Raw genomic sequence first — 19,613 nt, forward strand, 5'->3', positions numbered from 1 at the left:
ATGCCTCCTGTATCAGGCAGCGGACGGCGGGTTGAGCAGCCGCACTTCCCGCTGCGGGAACGGTATTTCAATCCCTTCAGCCTTGCGGGGGTTAAACAGTGCCAGATTCAACCGGTAGGGCAGATCGCTGACGGGAGACTTGGATGATCTCAACAAGGATGTGTTTGCTCGGGAGAAAGATTTCAACCCCGTCTCCATTGGTCAGCAGCCGGTGTGACAGATGTGCCTTTTTGACCTGCCGGCTCAGTCTACGCACGGTGACATTATCCCCGCCAGGCGGGAAGGTGTCAGCTCGATGGTTAAACAGGTGCGGCAGTTGCAACAGACAGTTTCGCTTTTTCGAATTCCCACAATCCACGTAAGCGTTGCGCGCCAAGAGGGATGCTTTTACGATAATGATTATTATTTGTCAGTTTAATATCAGTAAGGACTGCCCCATGAAACATCTGCTTATCGCTTCGCTGCTTGTCGCTTCTACCGCGGTTATGGCTGACGAATCCAGCTTCGAAATCTCCATCAAGGATCACAGGTTTTCACCCGCGGAACTTACTATTCCCGCGGACCAGCGCGTGAAGCTGATCGTCTCCAACGATGACGATACCCCGGAAGAGTTCGAAGGCGAAGATTTCGATATTGAGAAGGTAATCCCGGGCAACAGCCAGGCAACCATCCTGGTAGGCCCATTCAAACCCGGCCGCTATGAGTTCGTCGGTGAGTTCCACGAAGATAGTGCCAAAGGTGCCCTGATCGTCAAATAACCCGTAAAGAGGTCGCATCATGCTAAGTGCCGCCGTTATCGTATTTCGAGAAGTGCTTGAAGCAGCACTGATCGTTGGCATCCTGCTGGCAGCCACCTGCGGACTGCCGGGCCGCACCCGTTGGATTGGCGCCGGCCTTCTGGCGGGACTGGCAGGTGCTTGCCTCGTAGCATTCTTTGCAGGCTCTATCACCGGAGCCTTCGATGGCTTCGGTCAGGAGCTGATGAACGCCGGCATTTTGATCGTCGCGGTCCTCATGCTTGCCTGGCACAACATATGGATGTCACACCATGCCAAAGAGCTGGTGGCACACCTTAAAAACGTCAGTGCGAAAATTACCGATGGTACGCTGCCGCTCTATTTCCTCGCCGTCGCCTCCGGCATGGCCGTACTAAGGGAAGGATCTGAGGTGGTGCTGTTCATGTACAGCGTAGCCGCCAGCGGCAGTTCCAGCAGCTCAATGCTGTTAGGCAGTCTGGCCGGCGTCGTAGCGGGGGTACTTGTCGGTCGCCTGCTCTATTCGGGGTTGCTGCGTATTCCCGCCAGTCGTCTGTTCCAAATCACCGGCTGGATGATTCTGCTACTTGCTGCCGGCCTGGCAGCCTCCGCAGCCGGCTATCTGATGCAGGCCGGCGTAATGCCCTATCGCGCGCCATTGTGGGATAGCGGCGATATTCTGTCGGAAAAATCGGCGTTGGGACAATTGCTACACATTCTGGTGGGCTACCAGGAACGCCCGACCTCGATACAGATCGGCGTGTATCTGGTCACACTGTTCACGATCCTCACCGGCATGCGCTGGGTTGGACGTCGCAGCGAGACAAAACTCCGGGCCGCGTAAACCTCAGGCCTGCGTTAATCAACAGCGACTTAACGCAGGCCGTCCCCCCTGCTCCCCCAGGTATCACCTCTCCACGAGCGCCATTTTCAGCCGCTCTATCCTTCATATCGACGCTGCCGTCATCGATCTTGAAAACCGACGGCTGGTAGTTCACCTGCTCACCTGCAGAAACGAATCGACCTTATCTGCAACCAGCTGCAATAGAGCGAAGTCTGAACGCTGAGGTGGTTGGCCTGGGCGCTGAAGCAAAAATGGGGCAGAACAGTCTCTCGACCGGTTCTGCCCCATTCGATGGGGGGCGGGCTTGTTCAGGCAGCGGACGGCGGGTTGAGCAACCGCACTTCCCGCTGCGGGAACGGTATTTCAATCCCTTCAGCCTTGAGCGCGTTGAACAGCGACAGGTTCACCCGGTAAAGCACATCATAGTAGTGCTCGGTCGGGATCCAGACGCGTACGCCCAGGGTAATACCGCTGTCGGCAAACTTCTCAATACCGACCTGCGGGCCCGGTTCCTGGCATAGCTCTTCGGTGTACTCCTTGAGCGCCCGGTTAAGCGCCGCGATCGCCCTTTCCGGCTTGGCGCTGTAGGCGATATCGATGCTCAGCTCGGCCAACATGTGCTGATGAGAGTTCTGGATGATCTCGCCGATGATATGTTTGTTGGGGATCGATATCTCCACGCCATCTTCGTTGGTCAGCATGGTATGCGACAGATGAACCTCTTTCACCTGACCGGTAATCCCCTGCACACTGATGGTATCCCCCACGACGAAGGGCCGTGTCAGCACGATGGTCAGGCCGGCACTGTAGTTGGAGAGCAGTCCCTGAACCGCGAGGCCGGCACCCAGACCGACGGCACCGATCATGGCGACGAGCGGCGTGACGCTGATCCCCAGTTTGCCGAGGGCGACGATCGCTACCATCGCCACCAGTATCACCTTCACGCAGCTGGCGATAAATCGACTCAGGGTGATATCCAGGTGATGGCGCTGGGTCAGACCGAACACCAGCCTTGAGATTTTGCCCGCGATCCAGAGCCCGACCAGCATGATGATGATCGCACCCAGAATCTGGAAGCTGTAGTTGACGAAAAACTCTACAACCAGGTTGTAGATCTCCTGGAACTGACCCAGTTCCTGCATGACCTGCTCATCCATTTTGTCTGTCCAGTTTGGCGGTTGGTGTTCTGCCCGGTTGCGGCGTATCCGCGCCCGCGGCCCGGCGCAGCCGACGGGATACCGCGTCTACCAGTATATTCAGCAGCGCGGTAAACAGTATTAACAGGAACGCCCTGTCGTAGCGAATCTCTTCAAATGCGGAATCGATATAGAAGCCCAGTGTGGCGATACCGAGAATCCCCATGATGGCGCTTTCCCTCAGGATCACCTCCCAACGGTAGAACAGAAACGCCAGCATAGCCGGGAAACGGCGCGGGGTTTCCAGGTAGGCGTAACGCTTGAACCCCCTCGGATCATCGGGACGACCGAGGCGGCTGACCAACTCCGCATCACTGGCGTTAGCCACCAGAAACGCAATCAGGCCGCCGTTGTGCAGCGCCAGCGCCAGCACCGCCGGCAGGCCGGACGGGCCGAACAGCAGCAGAAACACGAACGCCAGGATCATCTCCGGTGTGGAGCGCTGCACCAGCAGCAGGAAGCGTCCGGGCCAGCGCAGCACCGGCCCCGCCAGCGCCCGGCTGGCAAAGGGGTAGGTGGCCAGCACGACAACGGCGGTCAGCACCAGAGCCAGCTGCGTCAGCAGCAGAGTCTGTACGATGCCGGGCCAGACCTGCTCGGTGAACATCCCGCTGTACCAGCTGAGCGCTTCGCGCCACTGCCCTTCCAGCAAGGCGCGAGGCCAGATGTCATGACTGACGAACTGCCAGAGATAACCGCCGTTACTGAAGCCGATGGTTTCCGGCAGCAGCCAGATGGCGGCGATGATATAGAGCGGTAAAAGACGTGGACGCATCCAGAAACGGATCGTCGCGATCAGCAGAACAAAGACCCAGAGCAGCGCGCCGGCCTCCGGGTAGTCACCCTGTTTGAAGGCGGTTTCCAGATGAAACCCCAGGGTCGGCAGGCCGATAAAGCCGAGAATCGCACTGGAGCGCAGCGCACACTCGAAGCGGTAGCGGGTATAGCTGGTCAGCGCCGGCCAGGACTGGGGGATCAGGGTATAGGCGTAGCGCTTGATACCTCGCGCGCCTGAACCCAGCGTTGCCACCGGGGTGCTGTCCTGCTGCTCGAAGATCTCGGCGAACACCTTGGCAAACACACCGGTAAAGGGCACCAGTATCGCCAGCAGGCCCGTGGTAGCGCTGAGCCCATAGATCTGCATGAAGATCAGGCCCCAGAACAGCTCATGTACCGAGCGGATCGCGGCGCAAAAGATCCGTACCGCACGCCAGTGATAGATCATCGCCAGCAACAGGCCCAAGGGCGCCGCAAGCACCACAGCCAGCAGCGCGAAGGCGACAGTCTGACCCACCGCATCCAGGAGGATGCGCCAGCCGTCCCAATGCGGCAGCATGATGCCCTGTCCGATACGGCCCAGTTCCTGCCAGGGATCAACAGCGTAGATTTCGATATCGGCCCAGGGCAGTGCCAGCAGCGCAAGCAGAATCAGCAGCCCACAGACGCCGTTCAGCGCCCGTGCGGAGGAATTACCCCGGGGCTTTAACAAGCCAGTGATCATGAACCGGATATCGCCCACTCACCGCCCAGCGCCGGTTCGGCGAAAAGCTCGGGCGTCGGATCCTGCTGATAAAAACCGTCGAGCTTCTCTTCGCTCAGACTCGATGTCGGTGCGTCACAGACAATCCGGCCCGCCACCATAATCACCAGCCGGTCAAAATACTGCAGTGCCAGCTGACGGTTATGCAAACTGACCACGGCGGTGTCATGGTTGTCCAGCAGATGTTCAAGCAGCAGCTGCGCCTGCAACGGATCGATCGCGGAGACCGGCTCATCACCGAGGAAAACCGGCTGTTTGCGATACAAGGCGCGACCGATGGCAACGCGCTGCCGCTGGCCGCCGGAAAGGCGATCCACCGACTGCCAGAGCTTGTCGCCCAGGCCCAGTGTTTCGGCTATGGCTTCAATCTCGGCCCGGTGTTCGTTCAAAGGGCGCACCAGGTTCCACAGCGCCGGCAAAGTGCCGACCCGGTCCAGCGCACCCATAAAAATGTTCTGATAGGTCGACAGCAGATCTACCAGCCCGGCCTGCTGCGGCTGCAGCGCCACCTGTCCGGGACACTGGCCATACAGCAGATTGAGCAGGCTGGTTTTACCGGCGCCGGATGGGCCGATCAGCGCCACCTTTTCACCGGTATGGATCTGCAGATCGATGCTATGGAGAATAGGGTTCCCGCCGAGCGAGAGCGATTCACCCGCCAGCCGGAACACCGTTTTGCTCTTGGTTTGGAGCGTGCTCATCTTCAGTCCAGCAGACCGATCGCCTTGGCGGTTGCTTCGATCGGCGCATAGTCGTCGTTGGACGCCGGCACAAAGCTTTCACGCGGGAAGCTTGCAAGCAGGTCCGGATCGTCCATGCCCAGCAGCGCTTCGCGTACCTTAGACTTGAAACCGTCGCCAAAGCGCTCGTTCACATCGCCACGGATGGTCCACTGGTAATCCGGGTAGGTCGGCGTGGTCCAGATCACTTTCACTTTCTCTTCGTCGACCTTGCCCTCTTCCTTCTCTTTCTCCCAGACGGCGAAGTTCACTGCGCCGATCTCGTAAGCGCCGGACTGAACCTGGGCGATGGTACGGCTGTGGTCGCCGGAGAAGCCGACACGGGAGAACACCTCTTCAGGTGCCGCGTTGAAGTGCTCGCGCAGGTAGAACTCAGGCATCAGACGGCCGGAGGTGGAGCCCTTGGAGCCGAAGGTGAAGGTCTTGCCCTTGATCTCAGCGCTCAGCTCATCGCCCGCTTCCAGGCCGGTGGAGGTATTGGCGATGATGTAGGATTTAAAGAACTGGTCTTCATAACCCTGGGCCAGGGCTTCGGAATCCGGCACCAGACGACGTGCCTGCACGCCGGACAGACCGCCAAACCAGGCCAGCTGCACCTGATCGTTACGGAAGGCGGTGATCGCGGCAGCATAGGATTTCACCGGAATGTACTTCACATCCACATCGAGCTGCTCGCTCAGGTAGTCGGCCACCTTGCCGAAACGTTCCTGCAGACGGGATTCATCGGCATCGGGAATCGCCGTGAAGACAAAAGTATCGGCCTGTGCCAGCGCCGGCAGCAGTGCGATTGCAGCGGTAATTTTGCGAAGAAATGACATGATTGCTCCTTGTCAGTAGTAAAAGTCAGACGTCCTTTGCCGCAAGATACTCACGCACCTCTTCACGGTTGCCGGTAAATTCAATTCTGCCCTTTCGGTTACGCAGTTGGTAGTCGTACATGGGATCGTAATAGTCCACCAGAAGCCCCAGGATCCAGTCCCAGTGCATCTCCGGGTCACCCTTGCGGTGACGCTCCAGCGCGCGCTCCATCAGTTCAGCGGCTTCCCGGTAACGCACGCCGCCGAGACGTTTGCGTACACGATAAAGCGACTGGACCAGGTCATCGGCAAAGGCCTCAAACCCTTCCTCTTCACCCAGGGCACGCTGCCACTTGACCAGTTTGTCGAGAATATAATTGTGGAAACTGTGCTCGACGCGCTCTTCCAGCGACACCTCCAGCACCACCAGCGGGCTCAGCTCCATGGCGTGCTGCAGCTCCGGTGGCAGCGCGCAACGGCCAACCAGACGGCCTTCGTCTTCCAGCAGTATCGGCGCCCCTGCAGCCACCGCCTGGCTGTGTTTGGCCTTGAGCAGATCGATCGCGAGGGCGTTTTCGAAATTCAGCTGTGTCGGCTGGCCACCCGGCAGACGGCCAAAGCTGGAGCCTCGATGATGGGCCAGCCCTTCCAGATCGACGCTGTAGGAGAACTCGTTGATCATATCGGTCTTGTTGCAGCCGGTTTTACCCGCCAGCAGCAACAGCGGCTGGTGTGCGCAGATCTGTTCAAACTCGTGCAGCAGGTACTGGCGCATCGCCTTGTAACCGCCGCTGATACGCGGGTAATCACAGCCGGCCTCGTGCATCCACTGCTGACAGGTCTGGCTGCGCAGTCCGCCGCGCCAGCAGTAGAGATAGCCCTGGGGATTGCGCTCGGCGAAATCGACCCAGGCGGAAACGCGTTTCTCTTTGACCTCACCGCATACCAGGCTGTGGCCCAGTTCGATCGCCGCCTGCTGGCCCTTCTGCTTGTAGCAGGTGCCCACCTGGGCGCGCTCATCGTTGGTCATCAGCGGCAGGCTGACGCTGGTCGGGAGGGCGCCCTTCTCGAACTCCACCGGCGCGCGGGTATCGATCAGCGGGATATCGTTAAGAAAAATGTCGAGGAAATCCCCGGTGTCCGGACGATGACTCACGCGCCAACCTCACCTTCCACATGAACCCGGTACTCACCGCCCGCCGCAAGCAGCTCACCGATACAGAGGTTTGCGACGCCCTGCTCCGCCAGCAGTACTTCAAGCGTTTCCGCTTTTGCAGGATCCACGGCGATCAGCAGGCCACCGCTGGTCTGCGGATCACAAAGCAGGTGGCGTGCGGCCTCCGCCATATCAGCCAGCTTGTGGCCGTAGCTGTCCAGGTTGCGCAGCGTACCGCCCGGGATACAGCCCTGGGCCAGGTAATCCAGCGCTTCAGGAATCACCGGGACAGATCCGGCATCGATACGGGCGTCCACACCACTGCCCTCGCACACTTCCACCAGGTGGCCCATCAGGCCAAAGCCGGTGACATCAGTGATGGCGTTAACGCCCTCCAGCCGGGAAACCTCGGCGCCGATGCGGTTCATCTGGCACATGATATCCCGCGCCAGGAAGGCGTGCTCATCACGCAGCTTTTTCTGCTTCTGCGCCGTGGTCAGGATACCGATACCCAGCGGCTTGGTGAGATAGAGCTTGTCACCCGGTTTGGCCGAATCGTTCTGTTTCAGCTGCTCGCGGGTGGTCAGGCCGGTCACGGCCAGGCCGAAAATCGGCTCCGGCGCATCGATGCTGTGCCCGCCCGCCAGTGGAATACCGGCATCGGCGCAGGCCTGACGGCCGCCGTCCACCACCTGCTGTGCGATTTCAGGACCGAGCTTGTCGATCGGCCAACCGAGAATGGCGATCGCCATCAGCGGTTTGCCGCCCATGGCGTAGATATCGCTGATCGCATTAGTGGCGGCGATGCGTCCGAAGTCGAAGGGATCATCGACAATCGGCATAAAAAAGTCGGTCGTGCTCAACACCACCTGACCATCACCCAGGTCGTAAGCGGCCGCATCATCCTTGCTGGCGTTGCCCACCAGCAGGTTGGGCGAATCCGGCAGCGACAGCTGGGACGCCAGAATACGATCCAGTACCTTGGGAGAGATCTTGCAACCGCAGCCAGCACCGTGGCTGTACTCGGTCAGGCGGACGGGGGTGTCGGACATGCTCGGACTCCGGGATAAATCGGGAGGTGAATGATACGAACTAGCGCGGCATTTGTCAGTGTAAACCCATGGGTTCGGCCGATTAAACGCCGACAAACGCACCTTGAATCACTTTAACAGCCGTGTAAAAGCGCGCTGGTAAACACCCGGTGTAGATCCACATAAAACCTGGCGCTGTATAAAGCGACTAAACTGTCCTCACATTCTTCAATTCCACCCGCTGAAGGAGAACACCTTGGCTATCAAAATCGTCACTATCTGCGGCAGCGTTCGCCCCGGTAACTACACCGCGAAAGCCCTGGCCGTTGCACTGGATGAACTGAAAAAATACCCGGAAGTTGAGGTTAGCGCGGTCCATCTCGAAGAGCTCGATCTGCCACTCTCCGGCATGGAGGCCCGCAAACCGGAAGCGATCGAGGAGTTTCAGGCAACTGTCAAAAGCGCCACCGGCGTGATTCTCGCCTCACCGGAATACCATGGCGGTATCAGCAGCCCGATGAAGCTGGCCATCGACAACCTGGGCTTTCCCAGCGTGCTGGCCGACAAACCGGTCTCGATCCTTGGCGTTGCCGCCGGCGTGATCGGCGCGATCAAATCCACCGAACAACTGCGCGGTATCTGCTCCCACGTCGGCGCACTGCCGCTGCCGATGGTGGTGTCGGTGGCCAAGGTGCAACAGGTGTTTGATGAGGATGGCAACTGCCTCGACGAGAACATGGATAACCTGATCCGCAGCTCGGCCCGCAACCTGATCGAGTTCCTCAAGGATACGGTCTGCGCCAAGGTCAGCCTGGAAGAGATCCTGCGTGAGCAGGGAGAGGCGCACTGATCACTCCGTCGCCCCGCTGGTCAGCGCGCAAAACAGCTCCGCATAGCGGGGCTTGAGCGCACTCCAGCTGAACCCCGCCACCGACGCCGGCTCAACAGCGCCAGCTTTTAATGTCTCAGCCTGTCGCTCGATCAGATCCGCCGCCGAGCCCGCTTCGCGCTGGATATCCTTTCCGCAGTCCCTGTACAGGTAAGCCTCTGTAAAAAGCTCCGGGTAAACCTGCCGCGCCGGCAGCGCCGGTATACAGCCCTGGGCGACAGCCTCTAGCACGGAAAGCCCCTGAAACTCATGAGTGGCGGTCGAGAGCAGGATATCGCCGCCTCTGAGCCAGCCCAGATAGGCCTCACGGCTTTCCGCATAGCCACACTGATCGAGGCGGTGGCTGAACTCCCCGGCGATCAGATCAAACTCCTTGGGACTGTTGCGAAAACGCTCACCGAGAATACAGAGGCGAAAATCCGTTCCTCTGGCTTCCAGCTCGCGCAGAATCGCCAGCAGACGGTCAGGCCCCTTGTCGAACTCCCATCGGGCGGCCCAGACAATCCGGATCGGATCATCTTGTTTCAGACTGCCGGATCTCTGCGGCCAGACTTCATTTGCGCTGTCGGTCCTCTCAAAAGCGCTATCCGGCAGAGGCACCGGCACCACGCTGGAGTGGGCTTCGATCTGCTCAATCAATCCAGGCGGCACCTGGTCCGGCAGTTTTGCCAGCAGCTTTTTAGCGCCCTGAAGCAGGGTATTGCGGTTGTAGTGGGAGTTGAACAGTACCCGGTCCGCGCACAGTGCGTTGTAGATATTCAGCAGCTGGGGTTCAACACTGCGAAATTCCCGCCCTGACTCGGGGTAGGCAAACTGGTTCTCGTGGAAATACACCAGCGTCGGGATCTGCCCCAGCGAAGGCACGAAGCCGCGCAGGCTGGTCAGATCCACCATGGAAGTAGCCACTACAAGGTCGTAGGGCTGACTTAGCAATTCGCGCTCAGAAAACGCCCAGCTCAGGCTGTTGCCGCGAATACGCCAGCTGAAATAGCGCGCCGGCAGCGACAGCTCGGTCCAGTCGTGTTCGGGGAAAGCGTTCACCAGGCCTTTGCGCCAGGCACGGTGGCTGGCGGCATCATAGGCGGACAAAAGCAGAATACGCATGCAGATAATCAGAGCCGTCGAGAGGATTAAACACCGAAGGTCGCAAGGTTTACGCGACCCGCGATAAACACCACGCCCTCAGCTTCCAGCGCCTCGCGCTGACGCTGGTAGGCGCTGCTGTCTTTGGGGAAGGAGAGCTCGCCCTTGGCGTTGAGCACCCGAAACCAGGGCAGTGTACTACCGGCTGGCAGGTGCTTGAGCACCGTACCGACATAACGCGCATGCCGCGGCGCCCCGGCCAGTGCCGCGACCTGGCCGTAGGTGGCGACCCTTCCCTGCGGAATTGCCGCCACCACCTGCCAGATACGCTCGTTGAGATTATCCTGCTGCATCAGCCAACCGGGTCAGTGCAGCTGTTGAGCGAGCCTTACCAGCACACTCACGCCAGGCCGCGCAACCAGTCATTGGAGGGCGCAAAGAACGCGGCACCGGAAACGGCCCGGGTGAACTCCAGAATACGGTCGGCATGCCCCTCTTCATCACCATTCACCATGCTGTTGAGCATCAGCTCGAAGTGCTCCGGCGTGCGGCAGGTGCTGACAAACACCAGTCCCTTACACTTGGAATCACCGTAGGGCATGCTGTGACGCAGGATCTCCAGGGAGTTGCCTTCGGCGTCTTTCAGCGAGGTACGCTTGGTATGCGCGTGGGGAGACTTCTTGTCACCGGGATACTCGATATTGTCCGCCTTGGTGCGGCCGTAGGCGTCTTCCTGCTCTTTCACCGGCATCCGGTTCCAGGCATCCAGATCATGTTCGTAGACCTGCACATGCAGGTAGCTGCCACCTTCAAAGTCCGGGTCTTCATCACCGACCAGCGCAACCTCGAGACGATCATCACCTTGCGGGTTTTCCGTACCGTCGACAAAGCCGGTCATATCGCGGGCATCCTTGTAGCGGAAGCCGTGGATCTCCTGCGCCAGGGTTGCGGCCCCTGCCAGCGCACTGGTGATATCGGCGGCAAACTCGAAACAGGCATCGTGGCTGTCGGCGCGGACCATCAGCAGCAGATCCACCGGCGTGGAAGGCGCCACGCGGATACCGTTCTCCAGCACCGGGAACGGACGCAGCAGAGCCGGGCGCGCCTGGGGGTTGATACGGTCCCAGTAAGCGGAGCCGATGGCCGCGGTCAGGTGAAGATTGGCCTCCGGCATCTCGGCACGCAGTGCCTCGACCCTCTGCGGCAGCTGAGCCAGCACCTTGCGCACCTGCGCTTCGCTACCCGGTTCATGAGTGCCGTTAAAGAACAGAAACTGTGCATCCCGACTGGATTCGGCGATAACGCCCGACTGATAATCCCGTTTCATCTAGCTCTTCCTTTTACCGATATCGTCCGGCAAGCGGTCTCGCGTTACCCGGACTGCGATCAAGATTGCAGCAGAGTATAACAGCAAGAAAAGAACGACGAACCCGTCGGGCGCACCGCCCTGCTGCCGGGTCAGAGCACCACGGCAGCGATCCAGCCGAATACCAGCAGCGGCAGGTTATAGTGCAGGAAGGTCGGTACCACGGTATCCCAGATATGGTTGTGCTGGCCGTCCACGTTTAGGCCCGAGGTCGGCCCCAGCGTGGAATCGGAGGCGGGAGACCCGGCATCGCCAAGCGCCCCGGCGGTTCCCACCAGGGCAACAACGGCAACCGGCGAGAAACCCAGCTGAATCGCCAGCGGCACGAAGATCACGGCGATAATCGGTACCGTGGAGAACGAGGATCCGATACCCATGGTGATCAGCAGACCGACGATCAGCATGGCCAGCGCCGCCAGCGCTCGGCTGCCATCAACCAGGCCGGCAGCCGCTGAAACCAGGGTATCGATATCACCGCTGTCGCGGAGTACCTGAGCAAAGCCGCTGGCAGCGATCATGATAAAGCCGACCATCGCCATCATCTTCATCCCCTCGACGAAGGCGTCATCGCCCTCCTGCCACTTCAGCACGCCGGACAGGGAGAAGATCAGAAAGCCCACCATGCCGCCGAACACCATGGAATCGGTCAGCAGCTGTACGACGAACGCCGCCGCCAGAGCGATCAACGCAACAACCAGCGTCTTCGGCGAATAGGGAGCGCCGGTACTCTCGGTGCGCTCGATACGGCTCAGATCGTAATCGCGTTTGCCGCGATAGCTGATAAACACCGCCACCAGCAGCCCGAGCAGCATACCGCAGGCAGGAATCGCCATGGCGGACAGCGGGCTGATGCCACTGGTATCCATGCCGCTCTGCTGGATGCTGCTGAGCAGAATCTCGTTCAGGTAGATCGATCCGAAACCCACCGGCAGCAGCATATAGGGCGTCACCAGACCAAAGGTCAGCACACAGGCCACCAGCCGGCGATCCATCTGCAGGCGTGCCATAACAAACAGCAGCGGCGGCACCAGCAGCGGAATAAAGGCGATATGGATCGGCACGATATTCTGCGACGAAATCGCCGCCAGCAGCAGAATCGCGGTGACCCCGTAGCGCACCAGCCCCAGATGGCGGGCATCCTCGCCCCTGCCGATGGCACCGGCCACTTTGTCGGCCAGCATATGCGGAATACCGGATTTGGAGATCGCCACGGCGAAGGCACCCAGCATGGCGTAACTCAGGGCGATCTGGGCGCCGCCCCCGATACCGGTGTTAAATGAGCCGATGGTTGCTTCAATACTGTGCCCACTGATCACGCCGGCCAACACTGCTGCGGTAATCAGGGAGATCACCACGTTCACACGCATCAGGCTGAGCACGATCATCACCAGCACGCTGACCAGAACAGCGTTCAGGCCCAGGCTACCGGGCGACAGCGTGGCGTAACAAAGATAGGCGGCAATCGCCGTAAAAAGGATAACGACACTCCGGGAGACGCCCGCTTTAGACGTAGCGCCGGAGGGTAACTCGTAGTTCATACCGGACCTCGTGAAAATTTGAGGCGGGTATTTTATAGACAACTGCGGCTCACGCACATAAAAAAGCGGCGCCCTTTTCAGGACGCCGCTTTACTCTCCTTACACAATTCTTAATCGCTGGCGATTAATCCTTGGGAATCAGCAGCTGAACGCCGACGGCGGTGTTGGAGATCGGCGATACGTAGTTACGCAGGCGCTCTTCCACTTCACCCTTGATGCAGCCGCGCATCGCCAGCCACATGGCGATCTCGACCATCTGCGCGCCGCCCTTCTCGACCAGTTCGACGTTGCTGTACTGGCAGATCGCTTCCGGATCGGAAACCATCTTGTCCATGCACCAGTTATCGAACTCATCGTTCAGGATACCGGCACGCGGGCCGTCCAGCTGGTGTGACAGGCCGCCAGTACCCAGTACGACAACCTTGGCGTCGTTCTCCCAGCTGCGGATCGCTTCGCCGATCGCTTTACCGAACGCATAGCTGCGTGACGGTTTCGGCATCGGGTGACGCTCACAGTTGATGGAAACCGGGATCACCTTGACGCCCTGGTAGGTGAAGTTCGGCCACAGCAGGGTCAGCGGCACGGTGGCGCCGTGATCGACCTTGATATCCTGGCAGACGGTCGGATCGAAGTCGTTTTCGATCAGGTGGTTGACGATGTGCCAGCTCAGCTCGGTTTCGCCGGTTACCGGCGGAATCGGCTTGATGCCCCAGCCTTCGTCGGCGTTTTCGTATTCCGGCGCACAACCGATCGCGTAGGTCGGTTTCTTGTCCAGGAACATCTCCAGGCCGTGGTCGTTGTAGAACAGCACGGCGATGTCCGGCTTTTCTTCGGTCAGCCACTCGCGGATCGGCGGGTAGATCGCGAACAGGTCGCGGTAGTAAGGCTCGTTTTCCAGGCCCTTGTCCATGGCGACGCCGATGGCCGGGATATGTGAAGTGGTAATACCACCGATGATCTTAGCCATTGTTCTTCCCCTTCCCCTGGCTGTCGAGATAAGCCTGAAACTCTTCAGTGGTGCGGCCGGACTGCATGCCGCCGATCACCTGCATGTTCCAGCCGAAGATACCTGCGAACTTGGCCATGTAGTAAATGCTGCCACCGAGTTCCAGCATACGGTTGATATCTTTATCACGGACCGCCTGCTTCTGCTCTTCGGTGAGCTTGTATTTGGTCATGTAGGCTTCCGGGTCGTTCCGAAACGCCTCACGGCCTTCCTCGTTGTTGAACGAGTAGCACATCTTGTTGAAGTAGAAGCCCTTGGTAGCCATCTCACCATCGAAGTGGATGGTGCCCTCTACTTCTTTCATCTTGTAATTAGTCATTGTAGAACCCTCGTGTCGTCGCGGGTGCATCGGCAAAACGCGCCGACAACCCGAAGCACTTGCGGTGCCCAGGTTGACGACGCGGTAACGCCCGGATGCGCGATGGCCTTAAGACCAGTAGAGCTTCATCGGGTTATCGATCAGCAGTTTCTGCTGCAGCTCTTCAGTAACGGCAATCTGCGGAATCACATCCACCAGTTTGCCATCATCCGGAGTGTGGGACTTCATGTTCGGGTGCGGCCAGTCGGTGCCCCAGAGGCAGCGATCCGGGAACGCCTCGACCAGGGTCTTCATGAACGGCACCACGTCGCTGTAATCCGGCGGAGTCTGGGTCAGACGTTCCGGACAGGTGGTTTTCACCCAAACTTTGTCGTTGTTCTTCATGAAGTCGATGAAACGCTGGAAGTCCGGGTGATCAACACCCTTGGTCACGTCCGGACGGCCCATATGGTCAACCACGATAGTGGTATCGAGCTCGTTCAGGAACGGGATCAGTTCTTCCAGATCCGGCGCTTCGAAGTAGACAACGATGTGCCAGCCCAGCGGCTTGATCTTCTCGGCGACCGACAGGAACACCTCTTTCGGGGTGGTATCGACCAGGCGCTTGACGAAGTTGAAGCGCACGGCGCGTACGCCGGCCTTGTCCATCGCTTCCAGCTCTTCAACGGTGATCGCCGGATCCACCACGGCAACACCGCGTGCCAGCTCACCGGCGGTTTCCAGGGCGTCGATCAGGGCCGCGTTGTCGGTGCCGTGGCAGGAGGCCTGCACGATGACGTTGCGGGAGAAGCCCAGGTAGTCGCGCAGGCCGAACAGCTGCTCTTTGGATGCGTCACAGGGAGTGTACTTACGCTTCGGGTGGTACGGGAACTTGTCCGCCGGACCGAAGACGTGGCAGTGAGCATCAACAGCGCCAGCCGGTGCCTTGAACTCAGGCTTGCTCGGGTTGGCGTGGAACGGAAGGTAATCAGGATCCATCATCTTGCAGCACCTGCTATCAATTCTTGTGTGTGAAGACTTCGCCGTCGAACAGCTTACGGGCTGTTCTAAGGATAGCCGCTTGAGCGACCTCCCCTGCGTCATCCATATCCAGTATCACGGTCATTTCGCCGATCGGGTGTTCCACGGACAAGGTCTTGCGCTTGCCTTCCGGAATCACGGCGATATCAGCTGCCGGCGCACCTTCCAGCACGGCGGCCGTTGCCACGCTCACCGCGCCGAGCACACCGATAGAGGCGTGGCAGCGATGCGGAATAAAGGTGCGGGTCGACAGGGCGCCGCCATCCGTTGCCTTGCTGACCATGGTCATCTTCGGCACCGACTTCTCTTTGACGTCACCCAGGTTCATCAGCGGCCCCGCCTGCAGACGGATCGACTCGAGCTTGGCACGCAGCTCTTCGTTCGCTTCCAGCGCTTCGCGGCTTTCGGTGCCAGTGATACCCATATCTTCGGCGCGCATCACGACAACCGGCATGCCGTTGTCGATCATTGTCACTTCGACGCCGTCGATCAGATCGACCGCATTGCCGGTGGGCAGCAGCGCACCGCAGCTTGAGCCGGCGGTATCTTCAAAGGTGATCGGCACCGGCGCGGATGTGCCCGGCACACCGTCGATGCTCGCTTCACCTTCATAGTTGACCTTGCCGCCGGGCGTACTGACACGCGCGGTGGCGATCTGGCCGGTGTTTTCCATGAAAATGCGGACTTCGGTCTCACCATCCTGCGCCTCTACCAGCCCACGCTCGATGGCGAAGGGGCCGACACCGGCCAGGATGTTGCCGCAGTTCTGCGCATCGGTAACGATCGGCTGATCGACGAACACCTGCAGGAACAGGTAGCTCACGTCGGCGTCGTCACGTTCGGACGGCTTGACCACGGCAACCTTGGAGGTCAGCGGATCGGTACCGCCCATACCGTCGATCTGACGCGGGTCGGGCGAACCCATAACCCGCAGCAGAAAGGCGTCGCGCTCGGCCGTATCGGTCGGCATATCGGATGCCAGGAAGTACCCCCCTTTGGAGGTACCGCCACGCATCCACATGCAGCGGACGCCATCAGACATACTTCAGGCCCTTCTCTTTCAGGCGCGGGCGCATGTCGTAGATATCCAGGCCCAGTTCGCCGTTGGCCAGGCGTACGCGCTTGGCTTCTTCCAGTTCCATGCGCTTGCGTGCTTTTTCCAGCACTTCAGCGGCGTGTTCGCGACGTACGACAACCACGCCGTCGTCATCAGCGACGATCACGTCACCAGCGTTGACCAGCTCGTCGGCGCAGACCAGCGGTACGTTGACGGAACCGACGGTCTCCTTGATGGTGCCTTCAGCGAATACCGCCTTGGACCATACCGGGAAGTTCATCTGGCGCAGGTCCTTGGTGTCACGAACGCCGCCATCGATTACCAGGCCGACAACGCCGCGCGCCTGGGCGGAGGTCGCCAGCAGGTCACCGAAGAAGCCGTGCACGGACGGAGAGGTCGGTGCGAATACCAGCATGTCGCCCTTCTGGCACTGCTCGATCGCTACGTGCATCATCCAGTTGTCACCGGCAGCGCCGGAGATGGTGATGGCAGAACCGGCTACCGCCACGTCCTGCTGGATCGGGCGCATGTAGTGCGCCAGCAGGCCGACACGGCCCTGGGCTTCATGGATGGTGGCAACGCCACACTCGGCCAGGCCGTCGATGACTGCCTGGTCCGCACGTTCGATCTTCTGAACTACTACTGTCTCTTTCATGGGAATTCCTCTTCTCGATACCGGGATCAGACTTTCAGGCGGCTGAAGACACGACGGCTGTTGTGCTCGAAGATGTCAGCTTTCTGCTCAGCGCTCAGCACAGTGTTGCCGTCGATGTAACGCTTGGTGTCGTCGAAGTAGTGACCGGTTTCCGGATCGATACCGCGCACGGCGCCGATCATTTCGGAGGCGAACAGGATGTTCTTGGTCGGGATGATATCGAGCAGCAGATCGATACCGCGCTGGTGGTAAACGCAGGTGTCGAAGTAGATGTTGTTCAGCACTTTCTCTTCCAGGTCGAAGCCCTTGTCCAGTGCCAGACCACGGAAGCGGCCCCAGTGGTAAGGAACAGCACCACCGCCGTGCGGGATGATGATCTTCAGTTCCGGGAAGTCCTTGAACACGTCAGACATCATCAGCTGCTGGAAGCCGGTGGTATCAGCGCCCAGGTAGTGGGAACCAGTGGTGTGGAAGCAGTCATTGCACGCAGCACTGACGTGAACCATGGCCGGGATATCGTACTCGACCATTTTTTCGTAAATCGGGTAGAAAGAACGGTCAGCCAGGGAAGAGCCGTTCCAGTGACCGCCGCTCGGGTCCGGGTTCAGGTTGATCCCGATGAAGCCCATCTGCTCGACGGTACGGATGATCTCCGGAACAGATTTGGCCGGATCAACACCCGGGGACTGCGGCAGCTGAGCCACAGGTACGAAGTTGTTCGGGAACAGGTCGCAGACACGGCGGATCAGGTCGTTCTGGTGCTCGGTCCAGAACTGGCTGGTGTGCTCGTTGCCGATATGGTGACCCATCCAGCTGGCACGGGGAGAGAAGATGGTCAGATCGGTACCGCGCTCCTGCTGCAGCTTGAGCTGGTTGTTCACGATCGATTCGCGGATCTCATCATCGCTGATGATGATGCTTCCCTTCTCGCCGACGAAAGCGGGATCTTTGGCAACCGCTTCCTTCTGTTTCTCGCGATACTCCCCCACCTGTGGCGGTGTTGTTGTGTAGTGGCCATGGCAGTCGATTATCATGTCAAAACTCTCTTGTTCTGCTCACGCGCGGAAATCACGCTGAAGGTTTGTTTTCGCAGTTATCGGCGCCCACCACTCTCAGTTTCATCAGTCCCTGAGAGCGGCGGTGGAAGCGACATAAGGCCCACCGCCGACATCACACATGCGACCAGTATTGATGCCAGCAATGCAAACTGGCTATTTCATTTTGACCGAATAGCTATTAGATTTTGATATAGCACCTACAAAATCAAGTTTTCTGGAAGCTGTTATGGACCTCACCATCCCCAACCTCAGACACCTTCGGGTATTTCTCGAAGTGGCCGCCTGCAAGAGCATCAGCCAGGCCGCACCGAGGGTTTTTCTGTCCCAGCCCGCCATCACCCAGGCGATCGCGAAACTGGAACAGCTTCTCCAGGCCGAACTGTTCGAGCGACACTCCGATGGTATGTATCCAACACCCGCCGGCAGTGTCTGGCATAACCGCATACGCCGCTGCCTCGACTACATCGAACAGGGCGCCATGGAAGCATTGAAAAACCGTTCCAGCCGCAGTCACAGCGTACAGACCAGCCTGCTACCACTGCTGACAACTACCCAACTGAAGGCGCTGGTGGCGGTCAGCGAAGCGGAGAACTTCAGTATAGCCAGTCGTAACCTGGGCGTGTCCCAATCTTCACTGCACCGCGCCGCCCGTGAACTGGAACAGCTGCTGGAAGTGCCGCTGTTCGAAAAGACCAGCACCGGTATAAACACCACCAAAGCCGCCAAGGCGCTGGCGCGAGCCACCAAGCTGGGGTTCTCGGAGATCCACCAGGGCTATTACGAAATCAGCGCCCTGCAATCACGCGAGGTGGGCAAAATCGTTCTCGGCAGCATGCCACTGGCGCGTACGTCGATTCTGCCCTCGGTGATTAGCGAATTTGCCAAACAACACCCCAAGGTCGGCCTCAATATCGTCGATGCGCCCTACACAGATCTGCTCAACCACCTGCGCCACGGTGACTTGGACTTTTTGATCGGCGCCCTGCGTTTCCCGCCACCCACAGACGATATCCTGCAGGAGGAGCTGATCGCCCCGCCCCTGGCCATCGTCGGCCGCCGCGGTCATCCGCTGGAGTATGCCCGCCAGCTGGACCTGGAAACCCTGGCGACCTATCCCTGGGTTGTTCCCCGGGCCGGCGCACCCACTCGCGTTTTCTTCGATACGCTGTTTACTGACCGCGGTATTCCGACGCCCAGCGGCCTGGTGGAAACCAGTTCGCAAATACTTATCCGTGAGCTGCTGCTTGGAAGCGACCGGCTGACGTTGATATCGAGCCACCAGATCGAGCATGAACGGGCCCTGGGTCTGCTCCGGGTAATCCCCTTCGCCCTGAGCCATACGCGCCGCCCCATCGGCATCACCATGCGCCGCAACTGGCAGGCCACACCGACCCAGAAAGCGTTTCTGGATATGCTGCGAAATGCTGCACAGCAATATGACGATCTATAAGAAACCGGCATCTCAATTTGCTTTTTTTGAATACCCCTTATACTTAATCAATTATCCAATATCCCGCAGGCGGTGCTACATTGAATTCACCAAAGCGAATAGGTCTGTACTCT

21 protein-coding genes are annotated in these 19,613 nt (G+C 59.3%); 4 read left to right on the plus strand and 17 right to left on the minus strand.

Going from position 1 to position 19,613, the window contains the following annotated elements; genetic code table 11:
* Nucleotides 1–12: 12 nt before the first annotated feature.
* The gene (locus tag ACQUQP_RS14355) at nucleotides 13–156 is read right to left on the minus strand and encodes a hypothetical protein (RefSeq protein ID WP_432695717.1); all 144 of its coding nucleotides are present in this window, start codon (nucleotides 154–156) and stop codon (nucleotides 13–15) included.
* A gap of 281 nt (nucleotides 157–437) precedes the next feature.
* Between ACQUQP_RS14355 and ACQUQP_RS14360 the strand changes: the two genes are divergently transcribed.
* Both ACQUQP_RS14360 and ACQUQP_RS14365 read left to right on the plus strand, forming a co-directional pair.
* Nucleotides 438–758, plus strand: coding sequence for a cupredoxin domain-containing protein (locus tag ACQUQP_RS14360; RefSeq protein WP_432695718.1), 321 nt, complete (start codon nucleotides 438–440; stop codon nucleotides 756–758).
* 19 nt (nucleotides 759–777) lie between these two features.
* Complete coding sequence (locus tag ACQUQP_RS14365) at nucleotides 778–1,599, plus strand: FTR1 family iron permease (protein ID WP_432695719.1); 822 nt, start codon at nucleotides 778–780, stop codon at nucleotides 1,597–1,599.
* 308 nt (nucleotides 1,600–1,907) lie between these two features.
* Here ACQUQP_RS14365 and ACQUQP_RS14370 read toward each other — a convergent pair whose 3' ends face one another.
* From ACQUQP_RS14370 to selD, 6 genes are read right to left on the minus strand one after another with little or no spacing between them, the layout of a single operon-like run.
* On the minus strand, nucleotides 1,908–2,756 hold the full coding sequence (locus tag ACQUQP_RS14370) for a mechanosensitive ion channel family protein (RefSeq protein WP_432695720.1): 849 nt from the start codon (nucleotides 2,754–2,756) through the stop codon (nucleotides 1,908–1,910).
* Nucleotides 2,749–4,296, minus strand: a complete 1,548-nt coding sequence (locus ACQUQP_RS14375) for a PhnE/PtxC family ABC transporter permease (protein ID WP_432695721.1) — start codon at nucleotides 4,294–4,296, stop codon at nucleotides 2,749–2,751. The genes ACQUQP_RS14370 and ACQUQP_RS14375 overlap by 8 nt, the downstream gene beginning before the upstream one ends.
* Nucleotides 4,293–5,036 carry an ATP-binding cassette domain-containing protein gene (locus ACQUQP_RS14380; RefSeq protein WP_432695722.1) on the minus strand — a complete coding sequence of 248 codons (744 nt, stop codon included), beginning with the start codon at nucleotides 5,034–5,036 and terminating at the stop codon, nucleotides 4,293–4,295. Before ACQUQP_RS14380 ends, ACQUQP_RS14375 begins: the two co-directional genes overlap by 4 nt.
* Nucleotides 5,037–5,038: 2 nt before the next feature.
* A complete protein-coding gene (locus ACQUQP_RS14385; RefSeq protein WP_432695723.1) occupies nucleotides 5,039–5,893 on the minus strand; it encodes a putative selenate ABC transporter substrate-binding protein in 855 nt (284 codons plus the stop codon).
* Between the two features lie 25 nt (nucleotides 5,894–5,918).
* Nucleotides 5,919–7,028, minus strand: coding sequence for a tRNA 2-selenouridine(34) synthase MnmH (mnmH, locus tag ACQUQP_RS14390; protein ID WP_432695724.1), 1,110 nt, complete (start codon nucleotides 7,026–7,028; stop codon nucleotides 5,919–5,921).
* Nucleotides 7,025–8,080 carry a selenide, water dikinase SelD gene (gene selD, locus ACQUQP_RS14395; RefSeq protein WP_432695725.1) on the minus strand — a complete coding sequence of 352 codons (1,056 nt, stop codon included), beginning with the start codon at nucleotides 8,078–8,080 and terminating at the stop codon, nucleotides 7,025–7,027. The genes mnmH and selD overlap by 4 nt, the downstream gene beginning before the upstream one ends.
* Before the next feature lie 235 nt (nucleotides 8,081–8,315).
* On the opposite strand from selD, the gene ACQUQP_RS14400 reads away from it, so the two are divergent.
* Complete coding sequence (locus tag ACQUQP_RS14400; protein ID WP_432695726.1) at nucleotides 8,316–8,909, plus strand: NADPH-dependent FMN reductase; 594 nt, start codon at nucleotides 8,316–8,318, stop codon at nucleotides 8,907–8,909.
* Here ACQUQP_RS14400 and ACQUQP_RS14405 read toward each other — a convergent pair whose 3' ends face one another.
* From ACQUQP_RS14405 to ACQUQP_RS14450, 10 genes are all read right to left on the minus strand, one after another.
* Entirely contained in the window at nucleotides 8,910–10,052 is a 1,143-nt protein-coding gene (locus ACQUQP_RS14405; protein WP_432695727.1) for a tRNA-queuosine alpha-mannosyltransferase domain-containing protein, read from the minus strand.
* Between the two features lie 26 nt (nucleotides 10,053–10,078).
* Entirely contained in the window at nucleotides 10,079–10,384 is a 306-nt protein-coding gene (locus tag ACQUQP_RS14410) for an MGMT family protein (protein WP_432695728.1), read from the minus strand.
* A 47-nt stretch (nucleotides 10,385–10,431) separates the two neighbouring features.
* Nucleotides 10,432–11,358, minus strand: coding sequence for a Dyp-type peroxidase (locus ACQUQP_RS14415; RefSeq protein WP_432695729.1), 927 nt, complete (start codon nucleotides 11,356–11,358; stop codon nucleotides 10,432–10,434).
* 131 nt (nucleotides 11,359–11,489) lie between these two features.
* The gene (locus ACQUQP_RS14420) at nucleotides 11,490–12,812 is read right to left on the minus strand and encodes a Na+/H+ antiporter family protein (RefSeq protein ID WP_432698709.1); all 1,323 of its coding nucleotides are present in this window, start codon (nucleotides 12,810–12,812) and stop codon (nucleotides 11,490–11,492) included.
* A gap of 247 nt (nucleotides 12,813–13,059) precedes the next feature.
* Nucleotides 13,060–13,902, minus strand: coding sequence for a class III extradiol dioxygenase family protein (locus ACQUQP_RS14425; RefSeq protein WP_432695730.1), 843 nt, complete (start codon nucleotides 13,900–13,902; stop codon nucleotides 13,060–13,062).
* Nucleotides 13,895–14,260 (minus strand): protocatechuate 3,4-dioxygenase, encoded by a 366-nt coding sequence (locus ACQUQP_RS14430; protein ID WP_432695731.1) that lies wholly within the window; start codon nucleotides 14,258–14,260, stop codon nucleotides 13,895–13,897. Before ACQUQP_RS14430 ends, ACQUQP_RS14425 begins: the two co-directional genes overlap by 8 nt.
* A 108-nt stretch (nucleotides 14,261–14,368) precedes the next feature.
* Complete coding sequence (locus tag ACQUQP_RS14435) at nucleotides 14,369–15,241, minus strand: amidohydrolase family protein (protein WP_432695732.1); 873 nt, start codon at nucleotides 15,239–15,241, stop codon at nucleotides 14,369–14,371.
* Nucleotides 15,242–15,257: 16 nt separating this feature from the next.
* Nucleotides 15,258–16,322, minus strand: coding sequence for a 4-oxalomesaconate tautomerase (locus ACQUQP_RS14440; RefSeq protein WP_432695733.1), 1,065 nt, complete (start codon nucleotides 16,320–16,322; stop codon nucleotides 15,258–15,260).
* Nucleotides 16,315–16,992 carry a 4-carboxy-4-hydroxy-2-oxoadipate aldolase/oxaloacetate decarboxylase gene (locus ACQUQP_RS14445; protein WP_432695734.1) on the minus strand — a complete coding sequence of 226 codons (678 nt, stop codon included), beginning with the start codon at nucleotides 16,990–16,992 and terminating at the stop codon, nucleotides 16,315–16,317. The genes ACQUQP_RS14440 and ACQUQP_RS14445 overlap by 8 nt, the downstream gene beginning before the upstream one ends.
* 26 nt (nucleotides 16,993–17,018) lie before the next feature.
* On the minus strand, nucleotides 17,019–18,026 hold the full coding sequence (locus ACQUQP_RS14450; protein ID WP_432695735.1) for an amidohydrolase family protein: 1,008 nt from the start codon (nucleotides 18,024–18,026) through the stop codon (nucleotides 17,019–17,021).
* A 250-nt stretch (nucleotides 18,027–18,276) separates the two neighbouring features.
* Between ACQUQP_RS14450 and ACQUQP_RS14455 the strand changes: the two genes are divergently transcribed.
* On the plus strand, nucleotides 18,277–19,500 hold the full coding sequence (locus ACQUQP_RS14455) for a LysR family transcriptional regulator (protein WP_432695736.1): 1,224 nt from the start codon (nucleotides 18,277–18,279) through the stop codon (nucleotides 19,498–19,500).
* Nucleotides 19,501–19,613: the final 113 nt, after the last annotated feature.

Source organism: Marinobacterium sp. YM272, from assembly GCF_050908845.1.
Classification (GTDB): Bacteria; Pseudomonadota; Gammaproteobacteria; order Pseudomonadales; family Balneatricaceae; genus Marinobacterium_D.